Annotated in this window: 23 protein-coding genes; 5 read left to right on the top strand and 18 right to left on the bottom strand. The window is 52.9% G+C overall.

The window, feature by feature from the left end; all coding sequences use genetic code 11:
- Positions 1-45: 45 nt before the first annotated feature.
- The 11 genes from PGRAT_RS05920 to PGRAT_RS05970 form a co-directional block, all read right to left on the bottom strand.
- Entirely contained in the window at positions 46-1,005 is a 960-nt protein-coding gene (locus tag PGRAT_RS05920) for a helix-turn-helix transcriptional regulator (RefSeq protein WP_042266197.1), read from the bottom strand.
- Positions 1,006-1,201: 196 nt separating this feature from the next.
- On the bottom strand, positions 1,202-3,145 hold the full coding sequence (locus PGRAT_RS05925) for an FtsX-like permease family protein (protein WP_025705065.1): 1,944 nt from the start codon (positions 3,143-3,145) through the stop codon (positions 1,202-1,204).
- Entirely contained in the window at positions 3,120-3,890 is a 771-nt protein-coding gene (locus PGRAT_RS05930; RefSeq protein ID WP_025705066.1) for an ABC transporter ATP-binding protein, read from the bottom strand. Before PGRAT_RS05930 ends, PGRAT_RS05925 begins: the two co-directional genes overlap by 26 nt.
- Positions 3,891-4,052: 162 nt before the next feature.
- Positions 4,053-5,150 (bottom strand): GerAB/ArcD/ProY family transporter, encoded by a 1,098-nt coding sequence (locus tag PGRAT_RS05935; protein WP_025705067.1) that lies wholly within the window; start codon positions 5,148-5,150, stop codon positions 4,053-4,055.
- A gap of 9 nt (positions 5,151-5,159) precedes the next feature.
- Complete coding sequence (locus PGRAT_RS05940) at positions 5,160-5,393, bottom strand: hypothetical protein (RefSeq protein ID WP_025705068.1); 234 nt, start codon at positions 5,391-5,393, stop codon at positions 5,160-5,162.
- Positions 5,394-5,405: 12 nt separating this feature from the next.
- On the bottom strand, positions 5,406-6,638 hold the full coding sequence (locus PGRAT_RS05945; protein ID WP_025705069.1) for a Ger(x)C family spore germination protein: 1,233 nt from the start codon (positions 6,636-6,638) through the stop codon (positions 5,406-5,408).
- Positions 6,635-7,738: a GerAB/ArcD/ProY family transporter gene (locus PGRAT_RS05950; protein ID WP_025705070.1), complete on the bottom strand. Its 1,104-nt coding sequence runs from the start codon at positions 7,736-7,738 to the stop codon at positions 6,635-6,637. The genes PGRAT_RS05945 and PGRAT_RS05950 overlap by 4 nt, the downstream gene beginning before the upstream one ends.
- On the bottom strand, positions 7,735-9,315 hold the full coding sequence (locus PGRAT_RS05955) for a spore germination protein (protein ID WP_025705071.1): 1,581 nt from the start codon (positions 9,313-9,315) through the stop codon (positions 7,735-7,737). The genes PGRAT_RS05950 and PGRAT_RS05955 overlap by 4 nt, the downstream gene beginning before the upstream one ends.
- Positions 9,316-9,566: 251 nt before the next feature.
- Positions 9,567-10,565: a sensor histidine kinase gene (locus PGRAT_RS05960; protein WP_025705072.1), complete on the bottom strand. Its 999-nt coding sequence runs from the start codon at positions 10,563-10,565 to the stop codon at positions 9,567-9,569.
- Positions 10,562-11,260, bottom strand: a complete 699-nt coding sequence (locus tag PGRAT_RS05965) for a response regulator transcription factor (RefSeq protein WP_042266198.1) — start codon at positions 11,258-11,260, stop codon at positions 10,562-10,564. The genes PGRAT_RS05960 and PGRAT_RS05965 overlap by 4 nt, the downstream gene beginning before the upstream one ends.
- Before the next feature lie 188 nt (positions 11,261-11,448).
- Positions 11,449-12,603 (bottom strand): phosphodiester glycosidase family protein, encoded by a 1,155-nt coding sequence (locus PGRAT_RS05970; protein WP_025704078.1) that lies wholly within the window; start codon positions 12,601-12,603, stop codon positions 11,449-11,451.
- A gap of 284 nt (positions 12,604-12,887) precedes the next feature.
- Here PGRAT_RS05970 and PGRAT_RS05975 point away from each other — a divergent pair, with 284 nt between their 5' ends.
- Both PGRAT_RS05975 and PGRAT_RS05990 read left to right on the top strand, forming a co-directional pair.
- A complete protein-coding gene (locus PGRAT_RS05975) occupies positions 12,888-13,472 on the top strand; it encodes a histidine phosphatase family protein (protein WP_025704079.1) in 585 nt (194 codons plus the stop codon).
- 851 nt (positions 13,473-14,323) lie between these two features.
- Positions 14,324-15,232, top strand: a complete 909-nt coding sequence (locus PGRAT_RS05990) for a GGDEF domain-containing protein (RefSeq protein ID WP_025704082.1) — start codon at positions 14,324-14,326, stop codon at positions 15,230-15,232.
- Between the two features lie 42 nt (positions 15,233-15,274).
- Here PGRAT_RS05990 and PGRAT_RS05995 read toward each other — a convergent pair whose 3' ends face one another.
- Together PGRAT_RS05995 and PGRAT_RS06000 are read right to left on the bottom strand one after the other, a co-directional pair.
- A complete protein-coding gene (locus PGRAT_RS05995; RefSeq protein ID WP_025704083.1) occupies positions 15,275-16,531 on the bottom strand; it encodes an SLC45 family MFS transporter in 1,257 nt (418 codons plus the stop codon).
- A gap of 4 nt (positions 16,532-16,535) precedes the next feature.
- Positions 16,536-17,273 carry a glycerophosphodiester phosphodiesterase gene (locus tag PGRAT_RS06000; protein WP_025704084.1) on the bottom strand — a complete coding sequence of 246 codons (738 nt, stop codon included), beginning with the start codon at positions 17,271-17,273 and terminating at the stop codon, positions 16,536-16,538.
- A 345-nt stretch (positions 17,274-17,618) separates the two neighbouring features.
- Here PGRAT_RS06000 and PGRAT_RS06005 point away from each other — a divergent pair, with 345 nt between their 5' ends.
- The 3 genes from PGRAT_RS06005 to PGRAT_RS06015 are packed head-to-tail and all read left to right on the top strand — an operon-like array spanning position 17,619 to position 20,077.
- On the top strand, positions 17,619-18,449 hold the full coding sequence (locus tag PGRAT_RS06005) for a MetQ/NlpA family ABC transporter substrate-binding protein (RefSeq protein WP_036703553.1): 831 nt from the start codon (positions 17,619-17,621) through the stop codon (positions 18,447-18,449).
- Positions 18,450-18,473: 24 nt separating this feature from the next.
- Positions 18,474-19,292, top strand: coding sequence for a pyrroline-5-carboxylate reductase (gene proC, locus PGRAT_RS06010; protein ID WP_025704086.1), 819 nt, complete (start codon positions 18,474-18,476; stop codon positions 19,290-19,292).
- The gene (locus tag PGRAT_RS06015) at positions 19,289-20,077 is read left to right on the top strand and encodes a VOC family protein (protein ID WP_025704087.1); all 789 of its coding nucleotides are present in this window, start codon (positions 19,289-19,291) and stop codon (positions 20,075-20,077) included. The genes proC and PGRAT_RS06015 overlap by 4 nt, the downstream gene beginning before the upstream one ends.
- A gap of 118 nt (positions 20,078-20,195) precedes the next feature.
- Here PGRAT_RS06015 and PGRAT_RS06020 read toward each other — a convergent pair whose 3' ends face one another.
- From PGRAT_RS06020 to PGRAT_RS06040, 5 genes are all read right to left on the bottom strand, one after another.
- Positions 20,196-20,792, bottom strand: coding sequence for a hypothetical protein (locus tag PGRAT_RS06020; RefSeq protein WP_025704088.1), 597 nt, complete (start codon positions 20,790-20,792; stop codon positions 20,196-20,198).
- Between the two features lie 246 nt (positions 20,793-21,038).
- A complete protein-coding gene (locus PGRAT_RS06025; RefSeq protein ID WP_025704089.1) occupies positions 21,039-22,727 on the bottom strand; it encodes a glycoside hydrolase family 13 protein in 1,689 nt (562 codons plus the stop codon).
- 42 nt (positions 22,728-22,769) lie between these two features.
- Entirely contained in the window at positions 22,770-23,591 is an 822-nt protein-coding gene (locus PGRAT_RS06030) for a carbohydrate ABC transporter permease (RefSeq protein ID WP_174469021.1), read from the bottom strand.
- Positions 23,588-24,454: a carbohydrate ABC transporter permease gene (locus tag PGRAT_RS06035; protein WP_025704091.1), complete on the bottom strand. Its 867-nt coding sequence runs from the start codon at positions 24,452-24,454 to the stop codon at positions 23,588-23,590. Before PGRAT_RS06035 ends, PGRAT_RS06030 begins: the two co-directional genes overlap by 4 nt.
- Before the next feature lie 91 nt (positions 24,455-24,545).
- On the bottom strand, positions 24,546-25,808 hold the full coding sequence (locus PGRAT_RS06040) for an ABC transporter substrate-binding protein (protein ID WP_025704092.1): 1,263 nt from the start codon (positions 25,806-25,808) through the stop codon (positions 24,546-24,548).
- Between the last annotated feature and the right edge of the window lie 74 nt (positions 25,809-25,882).

Below are 25,882 nucleotides of genomic sequence, written 5' to 3' on the forward strand. Positions count from 1 at the left end.
AACAAAAGATCACTGACAGTTATGGTCAGTGATCCAGGAAGAAATCTAAGATTCGTTGTAATAGGCTGTAAGATCTGCGGTCACTTCAGCGAGCTTCTTCTTCAAGGCGGCAGGCTCCCGGATGGTCAGCGCTTTGCCGTAGGGCAGCAGAAAGTACGGAGCGTAGCTGTACAACGTGGCCTCATCCAGCAGGAACCTTGCTGTGTTCTCGCTTCGCTGCTCCAGTGTATGCCCGAACAGCCAATGGCTGCAGAGATCATTTAATACGGCCTCTGCAGCTGAAATGACGACGGCAGTCAGCTCCGCCGGATTGTCCTGGCCGGGCAGAAGGCTCTGCAGCAGGAACTCGCGTGCTGAGAAGCTGGCGGGACGTATAAAGCCTGCCCCCGTCCTGCGCAGGTCGGCGATTCGGTCCACCCGGAAGCTGCGGATCTCCTGGCGCTGATGGCAGAACCCGGTTAGGTACCACTGGCCTTTCCATAACACAAGTCCGTAAGGATCAATACTGCGGGAGGATGGGAGTCCGCCGTTGCCTTTGCGGTATTCCATCTCCAGCGTCAGGCTGTCTGCCGTACAGGCCTCCAGCTCTTCCAGCAGCTGCGCAAGCGGGGCAGCCGGCGAATGCAGCGTCTCCAGTCCGCTCTCGTGGCGCTCCATGTGCAAGAGTTGTTCAGCATTGCTGTAACGCTTAAGCTTGGCAATCGCCCCGTCCAACGCCTGCTCATAGGGATAGCCGCTTCCCCTTGCAAAGGCCGAGGCCTGTACAAGCGCCCGCCGTTCCCCGGCGTCGAAGAACAGCGGAGCTGCGCTGAAATGCTCCGGCAGACTATAGCCGCCGCCCGGACCGGCATCCGCGATGACGGGAACACCGCTGGCGCAGAGGGCGTCAATATAGCGGTAGACGGAGCGCACACTCAGCTCCAGCTCCTCGGCCAGCTCAGCAGCGGTTCTTTTGTGCTGCTGCAGTATCCACAGAATGGACAACATGTAATCGGCCTTGGACATACGTCCGAACCCTCCCTTTAATCATTGGCTGTTTCAATATAGCCAGTGTACCTGTATCCCGGCTTGCCGTCCAACCCGGGATAAGCCATATTCGCCAAGAAGCGATGGATAGGGGCAAGAAATACGGCAGACGGTTGTCAGCTGGAAATGCCGGTTCCGTTGCCCAAGGGTGCAGGACCAGCCCGGACACAGGGTTCTACACCATCATTTTCTTCAGACTATGAATATAGCGGGACCGGACAATGATGAAATATATCGTTTGTACCGCCAAAAAAGCTGCTGCCGTTACAAGAACCGGCATCGTGACATTGCGGATGCTGATCTGATACAGCACCGGACGGATAACGACCAGCGTCTGCACCGCAGCGACTAGAATAGGGATATAGAACAGCAAAGCGATCTGGCGGGTTGCAGATGCCGACATTTCTTTGACGCTCAGGCCTATTTTGGACAAAGAATGGTACATTTTCATGTCAGCGTTCAGCTCCGTATGCAGCTTGAAATAGAGGAAGCTGGCAGACGACAGCGAGAAGATCAGGGCGATAAAAATGCCGATGAAGCTGAGCATGGATGTTCCCTGCTTCGAGGCCGTGTAGTCGCCCGCCGAGGTGCTGATCAGGGTATCCCAATTGTCATTGGCAACGTTCCAGCCCCGGCTCCACGTCTCCAGTTCGCCTGAAATCACGGTCTCCGGTTCACCTGCTTTGGGCAGCGCACCGCCCCATGCCGGGATGTTGTAGAAATAATACTCCATCAGGTTGGAACGGTCAGCAGCGGCGGCGGCTTGTTTATAATAACCATCACTCACGATTAATACAGGTGCGGTATATTGGCCGAAAGGCATCGCCTTTGGATTCTGCACCTGCTTCAAAATAAGCTTCTCCTCATTTGGAGCCGGTAAGGACACAGTCTGGCCGGTATCGAACTTAACGTCCCTGTACTTGGGGTTAAGCAGCAGAACAGCTTCCCCGTCCGTCAGTGGAGGCAGTCCGGCAGACTCTATTTGCCCGGCGAGCTGATTGAAGCGGGAAAGGGAGAGCAGCATAACACTGTTGAACTTGCCCTTGTGATCTTTGACAGAACTGCGGATGAAATTAACCTTGTTCTCTGTATATTTGATTCCGTTTTGGTCCAATGTGCTTAGGATTTTCTGTCTTCCGGTATCAGCAGCGGCACCACGATCATAGATAGTGTAGATAATTCCGAACGGGCTGTTCATATAACTCGTCCGGTTCGCCTGGCTGATGGACAGCAGGAACCCGGCAGCCATACAGGCGAGAGAGGTAACAACTGTGACCATAAACAGCATCCGGGCGTTGTCCTTAATTTTGTAGCTCATCTCTGAGATCCATAGCAGATTGGTTCCCCGCCATACCCGCTTGCGGCTGATCCTCAGCAGGCGCATTCCCAGTACGGACAGCTGTGAATAGAAGAAATAAGTACCGGGAATTCCGGTAACAGCGGCTGCCAGCAGGGACAGAGGCGATAACGGAGTCCGGATGGCGTAAGCACCAGCTGCCAGCAGGGCCAGCCCAAGGAACGCCAACAGCCAGGAGACTTTGGGCTCCTTTTTCGGCTTCACACTGCCCTTCAGCAGCTCAAGCACCTGATTTTTGCGGATGAACAACAGTGTGAACACGGAATTGGCCAGAAAAAGGGCGATAAAAGCAACGGAGGTCGTAACCAGCGCCTTGACCGGCCAGTAGAACGGCAGATTGTCAATGCCCATAACCGTGGTGCTGAGGAGCAGAAACAGCTTCGACAGCAGCATTCCGGCGGCCATCCCGGTTACAATCGACAGCATGCCGATCAGCATGTTTTCCAGCATAATCAGCCGGTTGATCTGCCCTGGACGGGCGCCAAGAATCATCAGAATGCCGAATTCCTGATTGCGCAGCTTCAGAAAGGCGCTGATGGAATACATCACGAAGAAAAAAGCAAAAATGAACACAATGTAGGAAGCAATCATCATCCCGGCAGCTGAATTTTTGCCCATCTCTACAGACGTAACGCCAGGATGGTACATAAATACCGAATAGGAGAAGAAGATCATGACCATGAAGGCGCTGCTGAGAAAAAAAGCCATATACGCACGCGCATTCCGCCGCACATTGTTAAACGCGAATTGAGGAAAGCTCATGCGTATTCCCTCCCCAGAATGAAAGTGTGTCGATAATTTTCTGGAAGAAGGCCTGGCGGTTGTCTCCGCGGTGGATTTCCGCCGCCAGCTTGCCGTCCTTGATGAAGACGATGCGGTTGCAATAGCTTGCCGCCATCGGATCATGCGTGACCAGCATCAGTGTGGTGCCTTCCTTGCGGTTGATGTCCTCCAGCGATTCCATCACGAGCCGTGAGGAATTGGAATCCAGCGCACCTGTAGGTTCATCGGCCAGGATAATCGCGGGGGAAGTGATAATTGCCCGGGCGATCGCCGTGCGCTGGCGTTGTCCGCCGGAGATTTCATAGGTCCGCTTATTCAGGATATCCTTGATGTTCAGCCGGTCCGCAACCTTTTGCAGCAGAGCGTCCATTTCGGCCAGTTTGCGGTTGTCCAGAGTCAAGGGGAGAACAATGTTCTCAGCTACAGTCAGCGTCTCCAGAAGATTGAAATCCTGAAAGACGAAGCCAAGCTGCCTGCGGCGGAACAGGGCCAGCTCCTTTTTGTTCATGAGATAGGGGTTGCTGCCTCCGATTTTCACCACGCCCGAAGAGGGCTGGTCAATGGTGGAAACCATGTTAAGCAGGGTGGTCTTACCGCTGCCCGAAGGTCCCATAATGCCAACGAACTCGCCTTGCTCAATGCTGAGGTGAATATCGGTGAGGGCCTGGGTATTGACTTTGCCCGGATACACTTTGTTAAGAGCGGTAACTTCCAGTACATTCATTTCTTTCATTCCTTCCTGTCGGAAACATGAGTCACCCTAATCTTAGGATGCGGATGTGCTTGATGTTTCGCCTCTGTTTCCGAGTGTACAGGATGGACATCCGGTAAGCTATGGATTTACCTTAATGAATTCTTACGGCCCGTTTAAGGTTATGTTCGCAGATTAGGAGGAGGGGCGCGCAAACCAGCTGCGCAGCAGGATGGAAACAGCCAGCAGCAGAGGGATCGCCACCTGAAACACAGAATCGATTTTCAGACTGGGTCCAAGGCCAATAGCGATATGCTGCGTATAGTCTCTTTCCAGAAAGGAAGCACCATAAATGGCCGCGCCTACGGGGAATACCCACCATTTGGCCGGTTTTCCGGTCAGCTCAGCTATGGCCTTCACAGAACAGAAGTAGAACAGCATCATCTTGACCAGCAGACCGATATAAAGCTGGATGGTAACCAGAATGTCCAGGCGTTCGATAAACTTCAGATTCGAAAGGGTGCGTACGGTTTTTAAAAAGGGCAGTTGACTGGTCCCTGCAATGGCCGGCCCGAGAACGGCTACATTGAGTGCGTTCATGAAGATCAGAAATATACTGATGAGGAGATAAGCTGCTACGCTGTTTTTTACCGGAACCCCCGGTTTATCCCATAAAGACCACAGCATCAGGAATACAATCATCTGTCCGAAGGGAAAGGAAACAATATCGGGCAGCGCGGCATCCGCAATCGGCTTAAATCCGTTCTCAAAAACAGGTGCTAAATGGTTGAAGTCCAGGGAGCCCATGATTCCGAGCAGAAGAACAAGCACAGCATAAAAAGACAGCACCACTGGCAGCAGGACCTCCGGCAGGCGGAAGACCACCTCGGTCCCTTTCCAAATGGCGTAAAGGGCAGTCCCGACAAAAATCAGCATCGTAACGGACATCGGTGAGTTCGGCAGCAGGGTCAGCGCGGTCAGTTCACCCAGGTCACGGACATTGCGCATCGACTGGTAGGCGAAATACAGGCTGTAAGTTCCGCCGACGGCTGAACCGGCAATCTTACCAAAGTGGAGGACGAGCATGCCGATAAGGTCGTAATGCCGAGAACGGTGTTGAATCCACATCAGAAGCATTAGCAGAACTAAACCTGCTGCCGCGCCGGTGCACATCGCCAGCCAGGAATCTTGTTTGGCCTTGGCGCCGAGCAGAAACAGCGGTGTGCTGCCGATTTCAAACAGCATGATCATGAACGAAAGCTGCAGGGCAGACACCTGCTCCTTGTTGTGCATGTTATAGGGTCAGCCTCCTAACCACTTGATGATTGCCCGGCCCGCAGGCTGGAAGTATGCGATATATAGCGTAGATACGCCGAAATACGGAGTTTTCGTAATGCCACAAATATGAACATAGGCACAATAGACCAATATACAGCCGAACCATAGCCTGTGCAGTTTGCGCCCTTGTCCCTGCAGCAGGGTGCAACCCCGCCAGAAAGCGAGGATATAGAGCCCCAGAATTACAGCTATTTTCATAGACAAGCTCCTTTATTTCTCGTGAACAGATTCAAAGGATTTATTGCTGAGTCCTGTCCGCTCAATTTCCATCGATACATGAGGCCGGATTTCGATCTCCTGGAACACGCGGTCCCAGCTCTTGTCCTTCCGGATCTGCTTGAAGCGTTTGCGGTCACTGCGGTGAATTTTGATTGCAAAGCCGGTGACATCGGCACCCAGCTTCCTGACCTCCTTCCAGGAGTTGTCCACCAGTTCCAGCACCTGCTGTTCGAGAGTATGCTCCATCTCTGTAATCGAAGCCCGCTCGTTCAAATCCATGACGCTGCCGAGTTCGGCTAATACACCGCTGCCTTTTATATGGATATCGATGACATAATGATCTTTCTCCCATTTGGGCTGAACCGTAGTTCTGGATTTTTGGAGGACAAAAGAAGCATCCGGCTTTTCATCGGATTCGGGCTTGGAAGGGAAGGCGATTGTGGCTGTTTTTATTTTGTCCGTCATAAAAGACAAGCCAAAGGCCTGCTTCTGGCTCAGCCATCCGACCAGCTTCTCGCCCTTCAGCACGCCCAGTCTCCCCAGGGCCAGCCGGGTCTGCAGGTCCGTCCGTCCGGTTTCCTGCGTTTCATCCATAACCTCTGGCCCGGTCAGGAGGATTTCCGGAAGGATCGCACTGCCTGATTCGGAAGAAAGGGCCATCGCGAGCTCGAACATCCGTGTGCCGGGGTAATAGGATACTAGCCGGGATTCCTGCTCTATCATCAACTGGATGCCGGCACCCTGGTTTTTGGTGAGCTGCATGAGCTGATCCAGAATATCGCCGGCTTCATCTTTGGCAATAAATACATAGACGGTTTCACGGGCGTCCTGCTTGCGCAGGAACATATCAATTAATTGATTGACACCGTGTCTGGCCAGACTTTCGCCCAGCACGGTAATCCGGGAATGGGAGAAGAACATTTGGCGTGTGCTGGTCAGGTTGGTTTTTTCAACCGCCTCCATAATGGTCCTCCCCTTGACCGTAAAGGTGACGAATGGAGGCGAACTGGTGCTTCCGCCCCCGGTCCCCCCCGTATTGCTGGCTCCAGAAGAAGGGTTGATTACCTGGTAAGTGGCCTTCCACTGGTTATCCTCCCAGTCATAGGCTGAACCGGAAGTGATGCCAAGCTCGCTCAGCTCACGGTCGTCCCAGCATCCGGACAGCAGTGTGGATAAGAGGGGAAGACACAGCAGGCAGAAGAGGTTTTTTTTTGAAATATTCATGCTCCCCATCCTTTCCGCTTGGTTTTAGCCTTCCTGAAGCGGTCCAGTCCAACCGCCCCCAGAGGAACGAGTACATTAAAGAGAAAGAAAACCAGAAAACGCCCTTCCTTGTTATAGAGGTTCAGTTTCTCCGTACTCTGCCAGGTATACAGGCATTCCAGCACGATAAGCAGACCCAAGGTGCCGATAAAAGGCCGGCTGCTGCCTACCCTGAAGGTTTGCTTAAAGCACTCTACCGTAGCAAACAGAAAAATCGAAAATTTCACGTAGATGGACAATACCCAGTAAGAAATGAAGAGAATATCCAGCTTCTCGATAAATCTTCCGAGATGTACGATGCTAGCGGCTGAGAAACCGGGATACGCACTGAGCCTGATAAGGTCAGGGCCAAACACCATCAGCGCAATAATGAGAGAAAACATCATCAGCATGGCAACAAAAATCAGACCGGTCCAGCCAATGATCCGGGCCTTCTGCGGAGATTGCAGATAAGGCGCCAGGAACAGCAGCACGGCCACTTCGGACATCCACGTAGTTGGAGTAATGCTGGCAAGGGTCAGCTCAGCCAGAGAATGATCGAACATTGGCAACAGCTGGTGCACATTCATTTCGTCAGTTAAGCCGAATATATATAGCGGCGCAAATAACAAGTACAAGAGGATCACCAGGCTGTTCACCCGGGCGATGGCTTCCAGGCCCTGTCTTACCATATAAATGGTAATGAGCAGAATCAATACGCAAAGGATCGAAATCGGTGTATTGATGAGTACATTGTCCTTCAGGAAATTGACGAATTCACGCAAAATTGTTGTGGAAGTGTCCAGGTAGAACTGCAGCATAAAGAGGCCCAGGACTGCAGCAATTGCGGGCGAGCTTTTTTCGCCGACCCATGTCAGGAACGGAGCGCCATTGGTACAGCGAACAGCGCTGCCGACAATATATGCGATGAGGAGCCCGAAGAAGGTGGACAGCAGAATAGCAAGCGGCGCATCCTGTTCCGCATAGTTGCTGATAATTGCCGGAAGCACGACAGTAGCAGTGGGCAGTATCGTGTTGACAATCAGCATAGCTGCCTGGGTAGTGCCGATTTTGCTATTCATACCGGATCCTCCCCTTGCGGCTTGGGCTGCTGATGTTCACCCTGCCGGCGTGTTTCTTTGCCCAGGATGGTATTGGGACGCATTGTCATGTCCCAGAGCGGTACACGGATAAAGATATCCTTAAGGTAGCGCGGAACCATTGGAGCCACCGGCGACAGGTACGGCACCCCAAACGAACGCAATCCGGCCATGTGAATCAGCAGCACTATCAGAAAGGACATAATGCCAAATAGTCCCAGGGTCGCGGCGATAAACATCATGACAAAACGGATCAGCCGGATCGAGTTGGCGATCGCCAGCGAAGGAATGACAAAGTTGGAGATCGCAGTAAAAGATACAACAATCACCATTGCGGCCGAAACCAGTCCGGCTTGAACCGCGGCCTGCCCCAGCACCAGAGCGCCCACGATGGAAATCGCCGGACCGATGGTGCGCGGCATGCGCACCCCCGCTTCGCGCAGCACATCAAAGGTCAGCTCCATCAGCAGCGCCTCCGCCAGCGCCGGGAGCGGAACCCCCTCCCGCTGTGCGGCAAGACTGATCAGAAGGGTGGTCGGCAGCATTTCCTGATGAAAAGTGGTGACAGCAATATATAAGGCTGGCAGCAGCATAGATACAAAAAATGCCGAATACCGGATCAGCCGCAGGAAGGAGGAGATATCATAACGCTGATAGTAGTCCTCGCTGGACTGAAAGAAGTTGAAGAATGTGGACGGTGCAAGCAGAGCAAAGGGCGTGCCGTCAATAATGATTCCGACTTGCCCTTCCAGAATGCCGCCGGCCATCGCATCCGGGCGCTCTGTATTCTGGATCGTCGGAAACGGAGTCAGGCCGCCGTCCTGAATGAATTCCTCAATATAGTTGCTCTCCAGAATGCTGTCGGTATTGATCGCATTCAGGCGGCGGCGGATTTCCTTCAGCACCTGCTTGCTGGCGATGCCCTCCAAATAGACCAGGGCCACTCCAGTCTGGGTGCGCTGGCCGATTTTATACTCCTCAATGCGCAGATCAGGGGTTTTCAGTCTGCGCCGCAGCATGGAGGTGCCTGTCCGCAGGCTTTCGGTAAATCCTTCTTTGGGGCCCCGGATGACGCCTTGGGAGGTTGGCTCATTGATACTGCGTTTCTCCCAACCGGAGGTATCCGCAGCCATACCCACCCCAAGCCCTCCCAGCAGGATTAAGGTATAGCCGTCGAACAGCATGGGCAGCAGCATTTCCAGGGTATTGCCTTCTTTAACCCCTCCAATAGGCAGCATTTGATTCTTGATCATATGGAAGGCATCAGTGGCACTGATGAATTCGCTTTTCAGCTTGACCGTTTCCAGCAAGGGTTGAAGTACACCCTGGTTGACCACGTCAGCGTTGACCAGTCCGTCAATATAGATAAAGGCCAGATCTAGCGAGCTCAACGACTCATTGGTAAATCTGCGGACCACAATATCCGAACTGCGGCCAATCCGCTGGCTAAGCTCCTGTAAATTCACCTCCAGAGAAGGATTAAGAGGAAACGGGCCGGGTACGGATTGTTCTGGGTTGTCGCTCTTGTCGGGGTTGGCCCGCTGCGGGTTGCCTGGCATCGTAACGCCTCCATTCTGCTGGAATCTGGATTCTTTGGCGTTATTATCCCCAGGCCTTCAATTCCTTATTCTGCCTAAGTGAGAGTGTGGTCTCTAATAGCAGGGCACGCAAACCGTGTACGCCAAACCGTACGCCAAACCGGTATACGTAAACCGCGTATGCCAAACCGTACACGCCAAAAAAGGTCCGGCCCCATCCGTAAAGGCAGGGTCTCGGACCTATGTCTGATCTTATTGGAGACCGGTTCCGTTTACTTCTCCAGTCTGGCAGCTGCGCTAAAAATAATTCTTACCGCAGTTCCCTCTCCGGGCCGGGACTCCAGGCCGACCTTATGGCCGAGACGGCTGCAAATTTCGCGGACCAGGTACAGGCCCATCCCGGTCGATTCATGGTACTGGCGTCCACGCTCACCCGTAAAATAGGGATTAAATACCCTTTTCTGATCTTCAGAGGAAATGCCGATGCCCTCATCCGTAATTTCAAGGATGATATCTTGGTCTATGGCCTGTGCCGTGACGGCAACGGTTTTGCCTGATCCGGAAGTATAGTTCACGGCATTGACCAGAATCTGGGTCAGCATAAACATCAGCCATTTGGCATCGCTGTATACGGTTAGGCTCTCATCCACCCGGATATCAGCCTTGATGCCTCTGCGGATGAACAGCCTGCGGTTCTCGGCCACCGCTTCGCTGATGATTCTGCGCAGCGGCAGAGATTGCACCTGGAAGTCATCCTCAAACCGCTCCAGGCGGGAGGTATAAATGACCATCTCCAGACCCTTGCGCAGGCGTTCTAGCTCTTCCTGGATGCTGCCTGCCGCCTCATCGTCCAGCTCCTGCAGCGTAAGCTGGATAACGGACAGCGGAGTCTTCATCTGGTGTACCCAGCGGTTCATAAAAATAATATGCTGATCCATCCGGCTGATATGGCTCTGGAGCTGCTCCTGATAGTGGCGGTGGGTCACCTGGAGCAGCTCGCTCACGGCTTCGGGCAGCGGCGCATCATCCAGCGGAGCAGGCAGCTCACCGGGTGCAGCGGCCGGTTGGGCCAGACGGCTGTACAGCTTATGATGCTGGATATATCTGTACACCAGATAGACGAGAATAACCGCAGCGCTGAGTGCCATTCCATACAGGATGATCGACAGCGGCCTGGATTCGCCGGACAAATAATACAGAACCGGAACGAGGATCATCTGCAGCAGATAAAAGATCAGCAGCGGCCGCTGGTCCTTGAGGAACAGCCTCACCGGCTGTCTCCGGAAGCGTTCAGCCTGTAGCCCGCGCCTCTGACCGTTTCCACGATTTCCTCAAGCCCCAGATCCTTGAGCTTCTTCCTCACCCGCGTAATATATACATTCAAGGTATTGTCATCAATAAAATGCTGGTCCTCCCACATCAGATCAAGCAGCCGTTCACGGGTGACTACCCGCCCTTCCTTGAGCATCAGCGCTTCCAGCAGCACGGCTTCCTTCTGGGTAAGCTCTGCGGATTGACCGGCGAACTGAATGACATATCTTTCCGGCAAAAGGGTAAGGCCACCCGTCTGCAGCCTACGCTCCTCCTGGTTCTGGGCATATGAGCCGTAGGCTCTGCGCAGATGGCTGCGGATTTTGGCCAGAACCACCTCGTATTGAAAAGGCTTGGTAATGTAATCGTCACCGCCGTTCTCGAGCGCCATTACCTGATCCATCCCGCTGTCGCGGGCGGAGATGAACAGAATGGGGCACAGCGAAGACTTGCGCAGCTGGCGGCACCAATAGAACCCGTCATATCTGGGGAGATTGACATCCAGGAGCACCAGGCTGGGGGCCGCTTGCTCAAAGGTCTCCAGAACTCTGTTAAAATCCTCCACAACTACCGTATGGAAATCATATTTGGAGAGATAGGCATCCAGCAGGTCCGCCAGCTTGGCGTCGTCCTCAACAATCAGAATCGTTTCCATGAGTTCACTCCTTTATCCAGTTATACAGTAACATGTCCAGGGAAAATCTTGCAAAGTCTGGACAGCACCCGGGGAGAGCCGGGGGCTAAAAGGAGCGTTTTCCGCAGCAAAGCCTCCACGGCTTCCGGTCCGAAGGACCGGTGCATGGAGGCTAGCGGGTTAATAGAAGGCAATTTAATCGGCAGTGCTTAGTTGGTTTTGACCACCAGCGCATTGCTGATCAGCCGTCCGGGTGAGGTCAGATATTTACCGCTGTAAAAAAGGCCGCTGGATGCGCCGCCATCCAGGTTCATTGCCTGATACGCTCCGGCCTGTTTCATGATCTGTGCCAATTGGGGGATGGTTGCTCCGCCGGAGGTCAGAAGGATGAGCTTATGGTCTTGAGTCAGGCCCAGCGCGCTGCGGGAGCCGCCGCCGGTTAATATTTTGGGGTCCCGGAAGCCTTCAGCGGCCACATTGAGCGCCACTTTACCGTCTACTAGCAGCCGGGGACCCGCCTGGATTGCTCCTGTGACAGTACCGGCATTGAAATGTTCCATGAATTTGCTGCCCGGAATCAGCTCTGCCAGAAGGTTGTTGTCATAAGCGAAGACGGTCCGTTTATCTGCCGGGCTGTCCTTCAGCATTTTTCCGCGGCTGATAATATAACCGTAAGGAGCTTTGTAGGCTCCGGCTGTATAGGCGTCAAAAAACGTGCCGTTAATAGCGGCAACAGCCCCGCTGCGCTTAGCGATGCTGCCGAGCGCTTCCGTCTTGCCCACAGTATTGCCTGCAAGGACAACATCCAGCTTGAGCGCGGGATGCAGCAGGGAGACGGTCACCATCTGTACGGGAAAAGCTCTGCCGCCTACTTTGTATGTATGTCTGGAGCTTACGACTGCCGGAGAGCTTGCGGAAATAAGAGAACCGGTTAACACAGGCAGGGTAGCAGAGGTTTCACCGGCAGTTAAGGTAAGGGAAGCGGTAGTTTTATTCCACGCCAACTGAAGGCCAAGGGTTTGGCTGATGAGGGACAAGGGGACATAGGTTGTCCCATTGCTGCTGAAAGGCCGCTCACTCAGCTTAACGGACTTGCTGCCTACGGAGGCCCCCGCTTGGCCTGAAGCAAGTACTATAGTCGTCCCGTTTTTGGAGATGGTAATGTCTTTGCCGGTTTGGCCGCCCATGCCTGCCTGAATACCGGCAAAACCGTTCAGGAACCTTAGCGGAATGAAGGAGTGGTTGTCTTTGTCGACATAGACAGCGGTTTTGGGTGCCGCAGCGGCTGCGGCGCTGGCGGGTAGAGCAGGGAGTGCAGTGAGCATGAGAATGAAAACGAGGGTAAGAATGGACAGCTTTTTCATAATAAACAGTAATCTCCTTTGAAGTATGATACTTATCCGTTGTAGAGTAACGGACATAGAAACGAGGCCTCTTTGAGAGGACAGCATGAAAAATAGGGATGGAGTATGCCGGGTTCCGGCAAACAAGCCCATATCATCATATAACCAGGCAGAAGTACCGTCAATGATTCACATCGTACGACTAACACATTCTTTAGGATTCCGCGGCGTCTGCATGCATCAGCTGCAGCGATGGTTTATAATCTACAGAATACTATACACAATGAATAAAGGTGGGCAGCCCAATGACAACCATAGGCTTGATTCGGCACGGCAGCACAGCATGGAATAAAGAAGGCCGGATTCAGGGGCATACCGATAATCCGCTTGATGAGGAGGGGCTGCGGCAGGCAGCGGCCATCGCCGAACGCCTGAGCGGGGAACAGTGGGATTACATCTATTCAAGCGATTTGCTGAGAGCGGTACAGACAGCAGAGGTGATCTCGAAGCGCCTCGGTATTCCGATTGCGGGGCAGGTACCGGGGATTCGCGAGATGAACGGCGGTCTGATTGAAGGCACCACAGAAGACGAACGTGTGCAGCGCTGGGGCAGCGGATGGAAGAGCATGGATATGGGGCTGGAAAGCGACGAATCGGGCCAGCAGAGAGGCAGCAGGGCCATCGAGGAAATTGCGGCACGGCATCCCGGCAAAAGAATCCTCATCGTCAGCCACGGCGCCATTCTGCGCAGCAGCCTGAGAAAACTGGTCCCGGGCCTCGATGTGGGAGAGCTGCTCAAAAACACCTCGATCACCCACATCGTCAAGGACGACAGCGGCTGGACCTGTGCACTGTACAACTGCGTGTCACATATGGAAGCAGAACGCTGAACGGTATGCACCGGGCAGTCCGGGCAAGGCTATGAGCCGCCGGAAATGAATGCCCCCAGGGCGGAGCTGCTGGCGGCTTGCCCGGCTGGCCGTCGGCGGACCAATGAAAGGTAGAAATACCTCGAATTGGCGCGCATGGCCGCTGGCGGATAAATGAAAGGTAGAAATACCTTTGAATTTGGCACGCATGGCCGCTGGCGGACCAATGAAATCAAGGATATCAATTCCTCCACTAATGGACGGGTTTTTGCGGATCGGTCATTAGGCTAGTTGGAAAAAGGGAGCTTATTTCTCCCCAAATTCAACAATTGTGACTTTTAAGTGGAAAAAGGAAACCTAATTGGGCTGAATTACCTTTTTTTGGAGCAAAATGAGCCCAATTAGTTACCCCTTTTCCACTTAGCTTGCAGATCACGAGGTGTTAGAGCGGATTAGTTACCCCTTTTCCACTTAGCTTGCAGATCACGAGGTGCCAGAGCCGAATTAGTTAACCGTTCCACTTGAAAAGTGTGGCAGGATTCATGGAGGGGCCTCTAAGGAACGCTGAACTGAAATCCAAAACGGCTGCGTTGTCCAGTGAAGGACGGTGCAGCCGTTTTGTTCTTATTTAGGAAATTGTGATTTCCCTTTCTTGTGCACTTAGCGTGCTGCATCAGCTTCCAAAACATCCCATGCAGGAAGAAGGTCATGCTGCCGATAATAAGCATAATAATGCTAAGCATAATGCTGGTGATGTCGGCCCTTCATCATGATTGTTCAAAGTGGTGTTCAGATATTGTTCAGTGTATTATTGTACAGTACAGCTTCAGAGTGCGAAACTACTCACACGCAAAAGGGAGTGCTAGTAAACGATGGAAGCCCGAAATTATATCCTGGCCTTATCGTCGGTGCTCATAGCAGCATTGACCGTCTATAGTATTTTTTATCTGTCCCCAAAATTCGGCGGCAAAAGTCAAAAAGCCCGCGCAATACGCGCGGTCTTCATGATCCTTGTTGCAGGCGCCGGAATGGGTGTCATGCATCTGCTAGGGATGCAGACCCTCTCGGAATATGCCCCTGATAATGAGAGCCTGTTCCTTCCGCTCACCCTTTATATTCTGACGCTGGCGGGGATGCTGTATCTGTTCTCCCGGCTGCACCAGTTCCTGGCGGAACGGGAGCAGTTGAAGGAACTGGCCTACCGAGATTCCTTGACCGGTCTTTTGAACAAGAACGGCATGGATCACTTCTGGGACCATTGCAAGCCTAACGAGCAGCTCGCAGTGCTGTTTCTGGATCTGAACCGCTTCAAAGCCATCAACGACACGCTTGGACATCATGTAGGCGATTTGCTGCTTAGGGCAGTCGGTACCACGCTGAGCCAATTCTCCAGCAAAGGCAAGCGGCATATCTTCCGCATTGGCGGGGATGAATTCGTGATCATCGCCAAGCGCTGCAGCCGCAAGGATGCGGAACAGCTGGCGCTGCAGATTCTGGAGAAGACGACCCGGAATTATAAGCTGGAGAAACATGAGTTGTTTGTTTCAGCGAGCATCGGCATTACCATGAGCCATGGCAGAATCGACCGCCAGAAACTGCTCAACGAGGCCGATTCTGCCATGTACAACGCCAAGCAGTTGGGCAGCGGCCGCTATTCCCTGCACAAGCAGGATCAAAGTACCAGACAGAGCAAACCCGCCGGCAGCTCCGGCAGTATGCTGCACACCAGCCTTTCCAGTACGAATAGACTTGGCGATAAGCAGAACTCCATGCGGGCGTGAGCAGGGGAGGTCTGTTTTTTTTCGCCTAATGCATGTTTCCGGTTAAGCTTTATTGGAATGAACCGTGTTCACTGCTGTGGCACGCCCTTTCATCAGCAGCAGGCATACCAGGGCAAACGCCATACTAACGGTTGCCGCATAGAACAGGACAGAATAATCCGTAAGATCAATCAGCAGCCCCAGCAGGGGAGGCGATGTAATGGCAGCAAGCGAGGAGACCAAATAATATATCCCGGTCCGCGTACCAATACTTTCTTCATTTCCGGTAGCCACTACATATGGATAAGAATTGATATTGATGCAAGCCCAGAATATTCCGCCCAGCAGCAGCAGACCCCGCAGCAGCAGCACATTTTCCGCAAATCCTACCAGTGCAAATACCGCCGTCAGTCCGCATACCCCGAGAATAATGATCTGTTTCTTCCCGAACCGTCCGCCCAGCCAGCCGCTCGGAATGGCAAAAATCACAAAAGCCAGCGAAAAGAAGGTGAGCGAGAAGGAAGCCGCCTGCTCACTAAGACCAAGATGATGTTTGCCGTACAAGGTGAACAGTGTTTCAACACCCTGATAAGCCACGAACCAGAAAAAGATGGCTGCCAGCAGCCAGACCGTCGTCCGGTCCAGCTGTTTTTTCAGGGATACGCGTGCAGGTCTGCTTAAGGGAAGAACAAGCTCCTCCGGCTGGAGAGACCTGTCAGCAACAGATTCGGCTGCGGTGTTGGCTCCGGCTGTATTGACGCCATCCCGGTCCTCCTTGATGAACCGCGACACAATAAACAGGCACAGCAGTGTGATCAGGCCAGCTACCGCGAATGGCAGCACAGGGCTCGAATCGTAAAGATAGGACCCTGCGCCAAAAGCGAGAATGGAACCTACTCCGCCCATGAAGTTAATCAGCCCGTTGGCCTTGGTGCGCTGATGCTCTGGTGTAATGTCCGGCATCAGCGCCACAGTCGGCGACCGGTACAGGCTCATGGCCAGATTCATCAGCATCATGAACAGCAGGAGAGTGAACAGTCCGCTGTGGAACGGAATCAGCATGGTCAGCACGGCAGCCAGCGGCATGCCGATCATCAAATAGGGCATTCTGCGCCCGAAGCGGGTCGCCGTCCGGTCACTGCGGTTGCCGATCCACGGCTGCAGAAACAGCGCGAAATAGTTATCGATGGTCATCATGAAGCTGATCAGGGCCACACTATGCACATATTTTTCCAGAAAAAAAGGAACAAACGCGTTGTACAAGCTCCATGTAATGCTGATGCTGAAAAAGCCGAAGCCAAGCAGCCAGACTTTTTTCACTCCATCACACTCCCTTGGACGCCAGCAGCCCGGCGAGCACATCCGGAACATCGGTAATAATGCCCGCCACTCCGGCTTCAATTAAGGTTTTCATGCGTTCCGGATCATTAACGGTCCATGGATGATAGACGATGCCATGCTCCGACGCCTCGGCTACAAACTCCGGCAGCACGGCCAAATGATAGGCATGCAGCGCATCTGCCTGCAGGGAAGCGGCATAATCCCATGGGCGGTACAAACCTTCCCCGTATAAAATCCCGGTGCGAATCTCCGGTGCCAGCGACTTGCAGTAAGCAAGTGAATAATGGTTGAAGCTCGACAGCACAATACGCTCACTCATGCCATACTCCCGCACAGCGGCGATCAATTTTTCCTCCATGCCGGGGTAGAGATATGTGCCGTTTTTCAGTTCGATATTCAGGATGGTGTCACGTCCTTGCAGCAGATCAAGCAGCTCTTCCAGGGCAGGAATCCGTTCCCCGGCAAATTCAGCGCCAAACCACGATCCGGCATCCGCTTCCAGCACCTCACTCAGTGTCAGATCCTTTACCAACCCGCTGCGATCCGTTGTGCGGTTCAGGCTCTCGTCGTGAATGAGGACCAGCCCTCCGTCAAGGGTCATCTGCACATCGGTTTCAATGCCGGTTGCCCCCAGCTCAAGACCCTTGCGGAATGCCGCCATCGTATTCTCCGGGCAGGCCGCAGATGCGCCGCGGTGCGCAAAATTAATCGTGTTGTTCATCTCATTCAGTTCCTCCGTCTCATTAGTGTAAGTGTACATCTGCCGCAGCAGGTGCGGGCGTTCCTATTTCATATTCCACATCACAGCAGGAAACCCTGTCCGCCGGAAGCGAAAGGGCGCTGATTTGGCAATTTTAACATTGAGATGACGTTAATGAAACAGGAAGCGGGTTGTTCAGCCTGTTTTCAAGGAAGGAATGACGATGAAAAGTTTCATGAAAGTAACGAAAATCTCATTGACGATTCAAATTTGCCCATGCTATCATACCACTAATTCTTTTAAATCCGATAAGTAAACTATGATTTGCTCTCGGAAACTTTTTTTAGATGAAAAGGGGTTTGACTTATGAAAATCAGAACATTGGCAGCTGCAGCATTGGTAGGAATGTCGGTAGTGCTTGGTGCGTGCGGGAACAAAGAGGCAGCCGGTGCGGACAAAAAGGATATCGTCGTCGGCTTTGGCGTAGGTACTTATGAGGAGCAGTTCCGCCTCGGCATTGTACCGATTCTGGAGAAGGAGGGCTATAAGGTGACGATTAAGACCTTTTCCCAGAACATGCAGGTCAACCCGGCGATGAAGGAAGGCTCTATCGATGCCAGTGTTTTTCAGAGTACCGCGTATATGGAGGGCATTAACAAGGAAATTGGAGCAGATATGGCGGTGCTGAATTTCGTGCCGAGTGCGCCGCAGGGGCTGTATTCCGAGAAGCACAAGTCGCTTGATGAAGTGAAGGACGGCTCGGTTATCGCAATACCGAATGACCCGGTGAACCAGGAGCGGGCGGTGCGGATTCTGGAGGAGCTGGGCTGGGTGAAAGTCAAACCTGATGCCGGAACAACTGATTTTAACCTTAGCAGTGTGGAGCCGGATAAATATCAGCTGAAGCTGGAGGCGCTGGACTCCGCCCAGATTCTCGTTTCGCTGGCCGATGTTGATTACGGAGTGGTTAACGGCAACTATATTGCCAATGCCAAACGTCAAATTACCGAAGCACTGAAGATTGAGAACACACCGGAGCAGCACCGGGTCACCGTCACTGTCAACAAAGACGATCTGAATACCCAATGGGCGAAGGATCTGAAGGCAGCCTATGAATCCAAGGAATTCGAGGAGTACATCCGCGCGCAGGACAAATATGACGGTTTTATACTTCCGGATGCGTGGGCCAGTAACTGATAAATGAACGGAGGGGATAACAGGATGGCGGCAAAAAGAATTCATTTTATCGGGGGCGGCCAAATGGCCGAGGCGATCATTCGGGCGCTTATCAGCAAAGGCCCCTATGAGGCCGCGCAGATCAGTGTGGCGGATGTGAATGAGGAGCGCAGCTTATATCTGAAGCACACTTATGGTGTGCGGGCGGCTGTGTCCGAGGCTCAGGAGGTACTGCTTGCCGAAGCGGAGCTGATCGTCATTGCCGTGCGGCCGCAGGATGATCTGGCGGCGGTCGGCAGGTTCATCTCGGCACATGCGGCAGGCCAGGCTGCCGTGCTGTCAATCGTGGCTGGAGTGAGCATTGCCAGGCTGGGCGGGTATGCAGGTGCGGAACGCCCGATTATCCGGGTGATTCCGAATACGCTGACCGATACCGGCCTTGGCTACAGCGGTGCGGCTTTGAACGGTTTTGCCGACAAAGCACAGGTCGACGGCTTCCTGAACGCCTTTGGCAAGGTGCTGTATCTGGAAGAAGGGCAGATTGATATCTTTACCGGCTATGGGGTGGCCGGGCCGAATTATGTCTATTATTTCATCGAGTCCCTGGCCGATGCCGGAGTGCTTGCCGGTCTGCCCCGGGAACAGGCCTGGCAGGTCGCGCTGGAGAACGTGGAAGGGGCCGTTGCCATGCTGCGCCACAGCGGCAAGCATCCGCGCCAGCTGCTGGACATCAACAATTCTCCGGGCGGCGTCGGTATCCATGCCCTGTATGAGCTGAACAACAGCGATTTCGCAGCCGGGCTGCAGCGCAGTGTCAAGGCTGCCGTGAAGCGCACGACAGAGCTGGGGCAGGTACATTCATGAGCAGCCTCCAGTGGGATCATACCGTTCATTATATCAATGATCTGGAGCAGGCTGTGCAGACGTTTACGGACAATGGCCTTGCCGCATTCCCGGGCGGATCGCACAAGCTGTGGGGCACCCATAATGCGCTGAGTTACTTCGGGCTGAACTATGTGGAATTTCTGGCAGTGGAGAACCGGGACCTGGCAGAATCGGCGGATACAGCCAATCTTGTCGTCAAGGACGCTGTGAAGCTGCTGCCCGAACATGAGGGCTTCAGCAGGGTGGCTATCCGCACGGATAATATTGAGCAGACTGCGTCACTGCTCAACCAGCAAGGCCTCAAGCTGTCGCCGGTTATGGACGGCAGACGGCTGAACAGGCAGGGACAATGGATAGAATGGCGGATGCTGACCATTGGGGGGCATTTTCAGGGACTGGTCTACCCGTTCGTTATTCAGTGGAAAGGCACAGACGAGCAGCGTCAACAGGAGCTTAAGACGGCGGGCATTATTAGGCCCCACCCTGCCGGAGCAGTTGAAGTACGGGCGGCTGTCTTCTCCGTTCCTGATCCGGTGGCAACAGCGGCACACTGGAGCCGTATTCTCGGCTTGCCTGTCCGGAACGCTGGCCCTTGGGATGGCAATTCGGTATCCCTTGCTATCGGAGACAAGGCTTTTGTGTTCCGGCAGGGGACCGGGGAGCAGATGCAGGAACTGCTGCTGGCAACAGATGCCCCCGGTTTAGCGGGCCGGACGATCCGCTTTGGCCAGGCTGATTATGTTTTTACAGGTATCGCCACATGAACGCCCAAGTCCAAAATTAAGCACAATATTCCATATGCCCGCGGCCGCTTCCTTCCCTTTATTCTTAATTTTTCGAGTTTAATCTATATAGAGAGAGCTTCAGCCTGCAGCACGGCAGTTACGCCGACACGATTCCGCGAATCATTTCATGTACCAGCCGGGCTTTGGAGAGGGCTTGTGAATACTGGAGATCGCATTTTTTGGCGGGGGTAAGCCCCGGAAGGAATGGAATGGAGAGCACTGGAGTGTCGGCGCTGTCGAGATAGATGATAAGCGTAAGCTCGTTGATCTCCTCGGCGTTGTCAGCATCAAGGTTAACTGCGGTGCCTGATTGGAGAGCTGCACCCAGAGTCTGTCCGGCCGGGCTGGTGGTAATCCGGCTGGTTTTGCTGATCTTGGTGAGCGTTAGCGCATTTTCTACAATTTCCGATCCCAGAATGTGCTCAAAAGGGAACATCGCCGGTGATGCTGCCTCCTGGCTGGCGGGATTATAGAACCCTACTGCCATCTGTTTGCCTTCTTCATCCAGAGCAATAATATGGGACTTATCCGGAGTGATATATTGCTCGGAAAAGTTGGAATTGAAGAAGGTTAAGCCATAGACCGGTTTGTTCCGGGCGGACGACGATGAAGAGAGCTTGATCTGCAGGACTGCCGCTGCCAGCAGTAATGAAATTCCCAATATGGCGAACATGTACATCAGGAAAATGAGCATTAAGCCGCCTCCTAAAAGTTTTGTGAGCGATACTCCAGTGAATTCTGCTTCGTACAAAACTCGCTTCGTAAGCATATGCTAAGTTTTGTGAGCGATACTCCCGTGAAGTCAGTCTTCTTCCAACAGTAATAGATATGCTTACGTGAAGTGAACCAATACATCGACTGGACTTGTGCGGATAAAAGAAAGAAGGAGCAGGATGCTCCTTCTTTTTTGAACGGAATTAGAACAATACGTGCAAAAGCACTATCTCAGCCTATACACCCGGGCCTCGTAAGGGCGCAGCGATAGGGAACGGATATCCTCCTCCGGCTGTACTCCGTAATTGGCGATAAGCAGTGTCTTCTCCTTAAAGATCACACATGCAGGAAGCTCGAAGGCGGCAGGCCGGCCGAAGAAGTTCAGCATGACGAGCAGCTGCTCTTCTCCAAGTGTGCGGAGATAGGCATATACCTGCTCATGCTCCTCGGCCAGGATCGCATAATCCCCGTACACGAATATGTCATGGCTTTTCCGCAGCTCAATCAGCTTTTTATAGTAGTGGAAAATCGAATCGGGATCAGCCAGGGCCTGCTCGGCGTTGATCTCCGTATAGTTTGGATTCACGGCCAGCCAAGGTGTGCCGGTGGTGAATCCGGCCTGAGGCTCCGCGCTCCACTGCATCGGGGTACGCCCATTGTCGCGGCCTTTGACATAAATGGAGTTCATAATTTCTTCCTCCGCATACCCCGCGGCCCGGTATTCCTTATACATATTCAGGATTTCAATATCCTTATAGTCGTTTATAGAGTCAAATTTGACGTTGGTCATGCCGATTTCTTCGCCCTGGTAGATGTAAGGCGTGCCTTGGAGTGTATGCAGCAGCGTAGCCAGCATTTTGGCCGACTCCTTGGGATAGTGCTTATCATCTCCGAAGCGGGACAGCATGCGCGGCTGGTCATGATTGTTCAGGTAAAGGCTGTTCCAGCCCTTGCCATGCAGCGCGGTCTGCCATTTGGAGAAGATTGATTTGATGTCCGCCAGCTTCCATGGCTGCACATCCCATTTGCCTCCCGGCCCGGAATCAACCTCCATCAGTTCGAAGTGGAACAGCATTTGAAGCTCATTCCGGTCTTCGCCGACATACAACGCCGCTTCTTCAGGGGTGACGCCGATGGCTTCACCGACAGTCATGATGTCGTATTTGGACAGGACCTCCCGGTTCATTTCCTGGATGTATTCATGCACGCGCGGACCGTTTACGAAATATTCACCGCCAAAATGATAGGTCCGTTCGCCGTCCTCCTGGTCTTTCCCCACATTGGGAAGCTCTGGAACCTTGGAGATCAGGTTGATTACGTCCATGCGGAACCCGTCGATGCCTTTATCGAGCCACCAGGTCATCATATCGTAGATTTCCTGCCGCAGCTTCGGATTGTCCCAATTCAGGTCCGGCTGCTTCCGGGAGAACAGGTGCAGGAAATATTCGCCGGTCTGCGCATCGTATTCCCAGGCCGGGCCGCTGAAGAAGGAGCCCCAATTGTTAGGCTCATGCCCGTCCTTGCCTGCCCGCCAGATGTAATAGTCCCGGTAAGGGCTGTCCGGGGATTTGCGTGATTCAGCGAACCAGGCATGCTCATCCGAGGAATGGTTGACCACCAGATCCATAATCAGCTTCATACCGCGGGCATGAAGCCCGGCAAGCAGCTCCTCCCAGTCAGCGAGTGTGCCGAATTCATTCATAATATTCTGATAATTGCTGATATCATAACCGTTATCGTCATTGGGCGACTGGTATACCGGACACAGCCAGACCACGTTGATACCAAGCAGCTCCAAATAATCAAGCCGGGATATTATCCCTTGAAGATCACCGATGCCGTCTCCATTGCTGTCTTGAAAGCTGCGGGGGTAGATTTGGTAGACTACACTTTCTTTCCACCATTGCTTGTTCATGGTTCTGCACTCCTGTCTCTATATGAACTGCGGTACGTAAATTTACTTAATGGAGCCTTGGGTAAGGCCGCCGATAATCCATTTCTGTGCGAACAGATAAATAACTATCATAGGGGACAAAGCCAGCAGATACGAGGCGAAAGCCAGGTTGAAATCGGTGCTGAATTGGCCCTGGAAGACATACTGCACAAGCGGCAGCGTATAGGAATCCTGGTTGCCCAAGAGAATCAGCGGCAGCATGAAGTCATTCCAGGTAGACAGGCAGGACAAGATGCCGATGGTCGCATTGACAGGAGCCAGCAGCGGGAAAATAATCCGCCAGAAGGTGCCCCAGGTCGAGGCCCCGTCCACTGTAGCCGCTTCCTCCAGCTCATACGGAATGGAGCGGATATAACCGACATACACAAAGACATTAAAAGCAAGGCCATAGACGATGTACAAAATAATCAGCCCGGGAATATTGTTCATATGCAGGTCGGTAGTGACTTTGACCACCGGCAGCATAATGATCTGGAACGGAATGAACATAGCGCTGATGAAATAGAAGTAGAGCATTTTGAAGAAGCGCTTATTCATATTCCGGGCAATGGCGTAGGCGACCATAGAATTCGTGAGCAGAATAAATACAACCGCTGTTACAGTAATTGTGGCACTGTTGCCCAGGGCGTTGAAGAAATTCGTCGCCTTGATGGCGTTCGCGAAATTCTCGAAATGCAGCCCGGTTGGCAGGGAGAAAATGGAGCGGGCCATTTCCTCGGGATTTTTGAGTGCGATGGCGACCGTCATGTACAGCGGAAAGAGGATCAGCAGGGAACACAGCGCGATAATTACCGTAACCGGCCAATTCGTCGATTTTTTGATCATAGGTCCATCTCCCGTTTCTGCAGGAATTTAAGCTGAAGGGCGGAGATGACGACGATGACGATAAAATAAATCACGGCGTTCGCCGACTGGTATGCGAATTCTCCGCCCTGGAAGCCGCCGGTGTAAATCAATAGGGCGATGGATTGCGTAGAACGGCCGGGACCCCCGCCTGTCAGGGCGATGATCTGGTCGAAAACCATCAATCCGCCTTTCATCGCCAGCACCATATTGATCGTGAAAAAGGAAGCAAGCAGCGGAAAGGTAATGCTCCAGAATTCCCGCCAGCGGCTCGCGCCGTCCAGATTGGAAGCTTCATAAAGATCATGGGGAATCGTCTGCAATCCGGCCAGATACAGAATGGTGTTATAAGCGATGCCCTGCCAGACTGCAACAATGACGATCCCGATCCAGGCCCAATCGGAGTTGCCGAGGATGTTCTGCGAGAGAAAATCACTTCCCAGCTTCTCGCCCCACACCGGAAACACATTGGAGAACAGATAGTTGAAGATAAAGCCGACAATCAGCACGCTGAGGATATTGGGCAGGAAATATACGCCGCGGAAAAAGTTTTTGGCCTTTATCTTGGCATTCAGTCCCAGTGCGATCAGCAGGCTGATAATATTGATGAGGACAGTTGTAGCGATGGCGTATTTAAAGGTAAAAAGATAAGAGTTCAGCACATTCTCGTCTTTGAAAATATTAATGAAATTCTTGAACCCCACATAATCAAAGCTTTTGCTGTAACCATCCCAGTTCGTGAACGAATAATAAATACCCTGCAGCGCCGGAAACGTATGAAACGCGAAGAACAGCAGCAGTGCTGGTATAGTCATCAGGTAAAAAGCGGCTCGCCGTTTGGCCATCAGTTAATCCTCCTTAGAAAAAAGCGCAGAAGCAGGGGCTTGCCGCCCCTGTTCTCCTGATGCTTGTAGTTCATGCTATGGATTGGCAATCTTATTTCCGGTTAGCTACCTTATCCCATTCTGTATCGAGCTGCTTCAGGTATGCGTCGATGTCTTTACTGTTGAGGAAGCTTTGAATAATCGTATCGACCTTCATCGCCCCAGGGATGTAATGGTCGGCAAAATCGGCCAGCTTGCCGGAGGTGAATGCTTCCTTGAAGCCGTCCATGGCAGGGTCATCCTGAGTCACGCCCTTCACCGCCGGGAATGCTTTTTGCTCGGTGATGTATGCCGTTACGTTCTGCGGCTGAAGAAGGAATTCGACGAATTTCTTCGCTTCTTCCTTATGCTTGCTGTCCTTGGAGATCGTCAGCAGGGTATCCACACCGGAAATGACCTTGTTTTTTGCGGGATCATTGGTGGCCGGGAACGGGAATACGCCCAGCTCAAGAGATGGATTAGCCTTCATGATTTCAGGGATTGCCCATACCCCTTGCAGATACATCGCAGATTCACCCTTGGCGAATGCCGTATTGCCGTCATTGTAGCCCTTGCCGAAAATGTCCTTCTGGGCAAATTCTGTCAGCTTCAGCTGCTTCTCGGCGATTTCCCGGAAGCTGTCCTTGAAGGTCACGCTGCCTTCGGTGCGCTTCTTGAAGTAATCAGTGCCGAGAATGCTTGGCTCCAGGGAGTTGAAAGGGGTGAGTGAGGTCCAGGAATCCTTTAGCGTCAGGTAGAAGGCATACTTGCCGCTGTCTTTGAACTTCTGGGCTGCTGCGATGAATTCATCCCAAGTCGTTGGCACGGCAACGCCAGCTTCCTTGAACATCGCTTTGTTATAGATGACACCGCTGGCATTGGCAGAGAACGGAATGCCGTTCAGTTCGCTTGACCCCGTCAGGTCATTGAGCATTTTGACATAAGCGGGCTGGATAGAGGAGACCAGCGGATCACCGGTGAAGTCTTCGAACAGTCCGCTGGCGGAGAGGGTCTTGTAAGTGTCGGTGGCGCCAAGGCCGATGACATCGGGAAGATCCTGTTTAGCGGCGCGGGTCTTCAGCACCGTTTCGGCATCCGGCGGGTTAATCTGCGAGACTACGATGTTAGGGTTCGCGGCGTTGAACTGGGCGACCAGCTTGTCGAAGGTGGCTTTGGCTTCCGTCTTGTTCTGGAAGAACTCAATCTTGACCTTCTCACCGGCAGCGGCGTTCCCTCCATCATCGGTAGCAGCGTTGCTGCCGCTATTATTGCCGCAGGCGCTGAGCAGTGACATAGCCAGCAGGCTTACTGTTACGGGTTTCATTGTTTTTTTCATGGATGGAATCCCCCTGAGTACTAAATTTAGCAGTTTACTGCCATTTAAGTAAACGTTTACTCTACGTCCCAACC

Origin of the sequence: Paenibacillus graminis, assembly GCF_000758705.1 — a bacterium.
In the GTDB taxonomy this organism is placed as follows: Bacteria; Bacillota; Bacilli; order Paenibacillales; family Paenibacillaceae; genus Paenibacillus_AQ; species Paenibacillus_AQ graminis.

Coding starts and splice junctions, on each gene's coding strand:
- PGRAT_RS05920 (WP_042266197.1), bottom strand. CDS start 1,005: ATGTCCAAGGCCGATTACATGTTGTCCATTCTGTGGATACTGCAGCAG.
- PGRAT_RS05925 (WP_025705065.1), bottom strand. CDS start 3,145: ATGAGCTTTCCTCAATTCGCGTTTAACAATGTGCGGCGGAATGCGCGT.
- PGRAT_RS05930 (WP_025705066.1), bottom strand. CDS start 3,890: ATGAATGTACTGGAAGTTACCGCTCTTAACAAAGTGTATCCGGGCAAA.
- PGRAT_RS05935 (WP_025705067.1), bottom strand. CDS start 5,150: ATGCACAACAAGGAGCAGGTGTCTGCCCTGCAGCTTTCGTTCATGATC.
- PGRAT_RS05940 (WP_025705068.1), bottom strand. CDS start 5,393: ATGAAAATAGCTGTAATTCTGGGGCTCTATATCCTCGCTTTCTGGCGG.
- PGRAT_RS05945 (WP_025705069.1), bottom strand. CDS start 6,638: ATGAATATTTCAAAAAAAAACCTCTTCTGCCTGCTGTGTCTTCCCCTC.
- PGRAT_RS05950 (WP_025705070.1), bottom strand. CDS start 7,738: ATGAATAGCAAAATCGGCACTACCCAGGCAGCTATGCTGATTGTCAAC.
- PGRAT_RS05955 (WP_025705071.1), bottom strand. CDS start 9,315: ATGCCAGGCAACCCGCAGCGGGCCAACCCCGACAAGAGCGACAACCCA.
- PGRAT_RS05965 (WP_042266198.1), bottom strand. CDS start 11,260: ATGGAAACGATTCTGATTGTTGAGGACGACGCCAAGCTGGCGGACCTG.
- PGRAT_RS05970 (WP_025704078.1), bottom strand. CDS start 12,603: ATGAAAAAGCTGTCCATTCTTACCCTCGTTTTCATTCTCATGCTCACT.
- PGRAT_RS05975 (WP_025704079.1), top strand. CDS start 12,888: ATGACAACCATAGGCTTGATTCGGCACGGCAGCACAGCATGGAATAAA.
- PGRAT_RS05990 (WP_025704082.1), top strand. CDS start 14,324: ATGGAAGCCCGAAATTATATCCTGGCCTTATCGTCGGTGCTCATAGCA.
- PGRAT_RS06000 (WP_025704084.1), bottom strand. CDS start 17,273: ATGAACAACACGATTAATTTTGCGCACCGCGGCGCATCTGCGGCCTGC.
- PGRAT_RS06005 (WP_036703553.1), top strand. CDS start 17,619: ATGAAAATCAGAACATTGGCAGCTGCAGCATTGGTAGGAATGTCGGTA.
- proC (WP_025704086.1), top strand. CDS start 18,474: ATGGCGGCAAAAAGAATTCATTTTATCGGGGGCGGCCAAATGGCCGAG.
- PGRAT_RS06015 (WP_025704087.1), top strand. CDS start 19,289: ATGAGCAGCCTCCAGTGGGATCATACCGTTCATTATATCAATGATCTG.
- PGRAT_RS06020 (WP_025704088.1), bottom strand. CDS start 20,792: ATGCTCATTTTCCTGATGTACATGTTCGCCATATTGGGAATTTCATTA.
- PGRAT_RS06025 (WP_025704089.1), bottom strand. CDS start 22,727: ATGAACAAGCAATGGTGGAAAGAAAGTGTAGTCTACCAAATCTACCCC.
- PGRAT_RS06030 (WP_174469021.1), bottom strand. CDS start 23,591: ATGATCAAAAAATCGACGAATTGGCCGGTTACGGTAATTATCGCGCTG.
- PGRAT_RS06035 (WP_025704091.1), bottom strand. CDS start 24,454: ATGGCCAAACGGCGAGCCGCTTTTTACCTGATGACTATACCAGCACTG.
- PGRAT_RS06040 (WP_025704092.1), bottom strand. CDS start 25,808: ATGAAAAAAACAATGAAACCCGTAACAGTAAGCCTGCTGGCTATGTCA.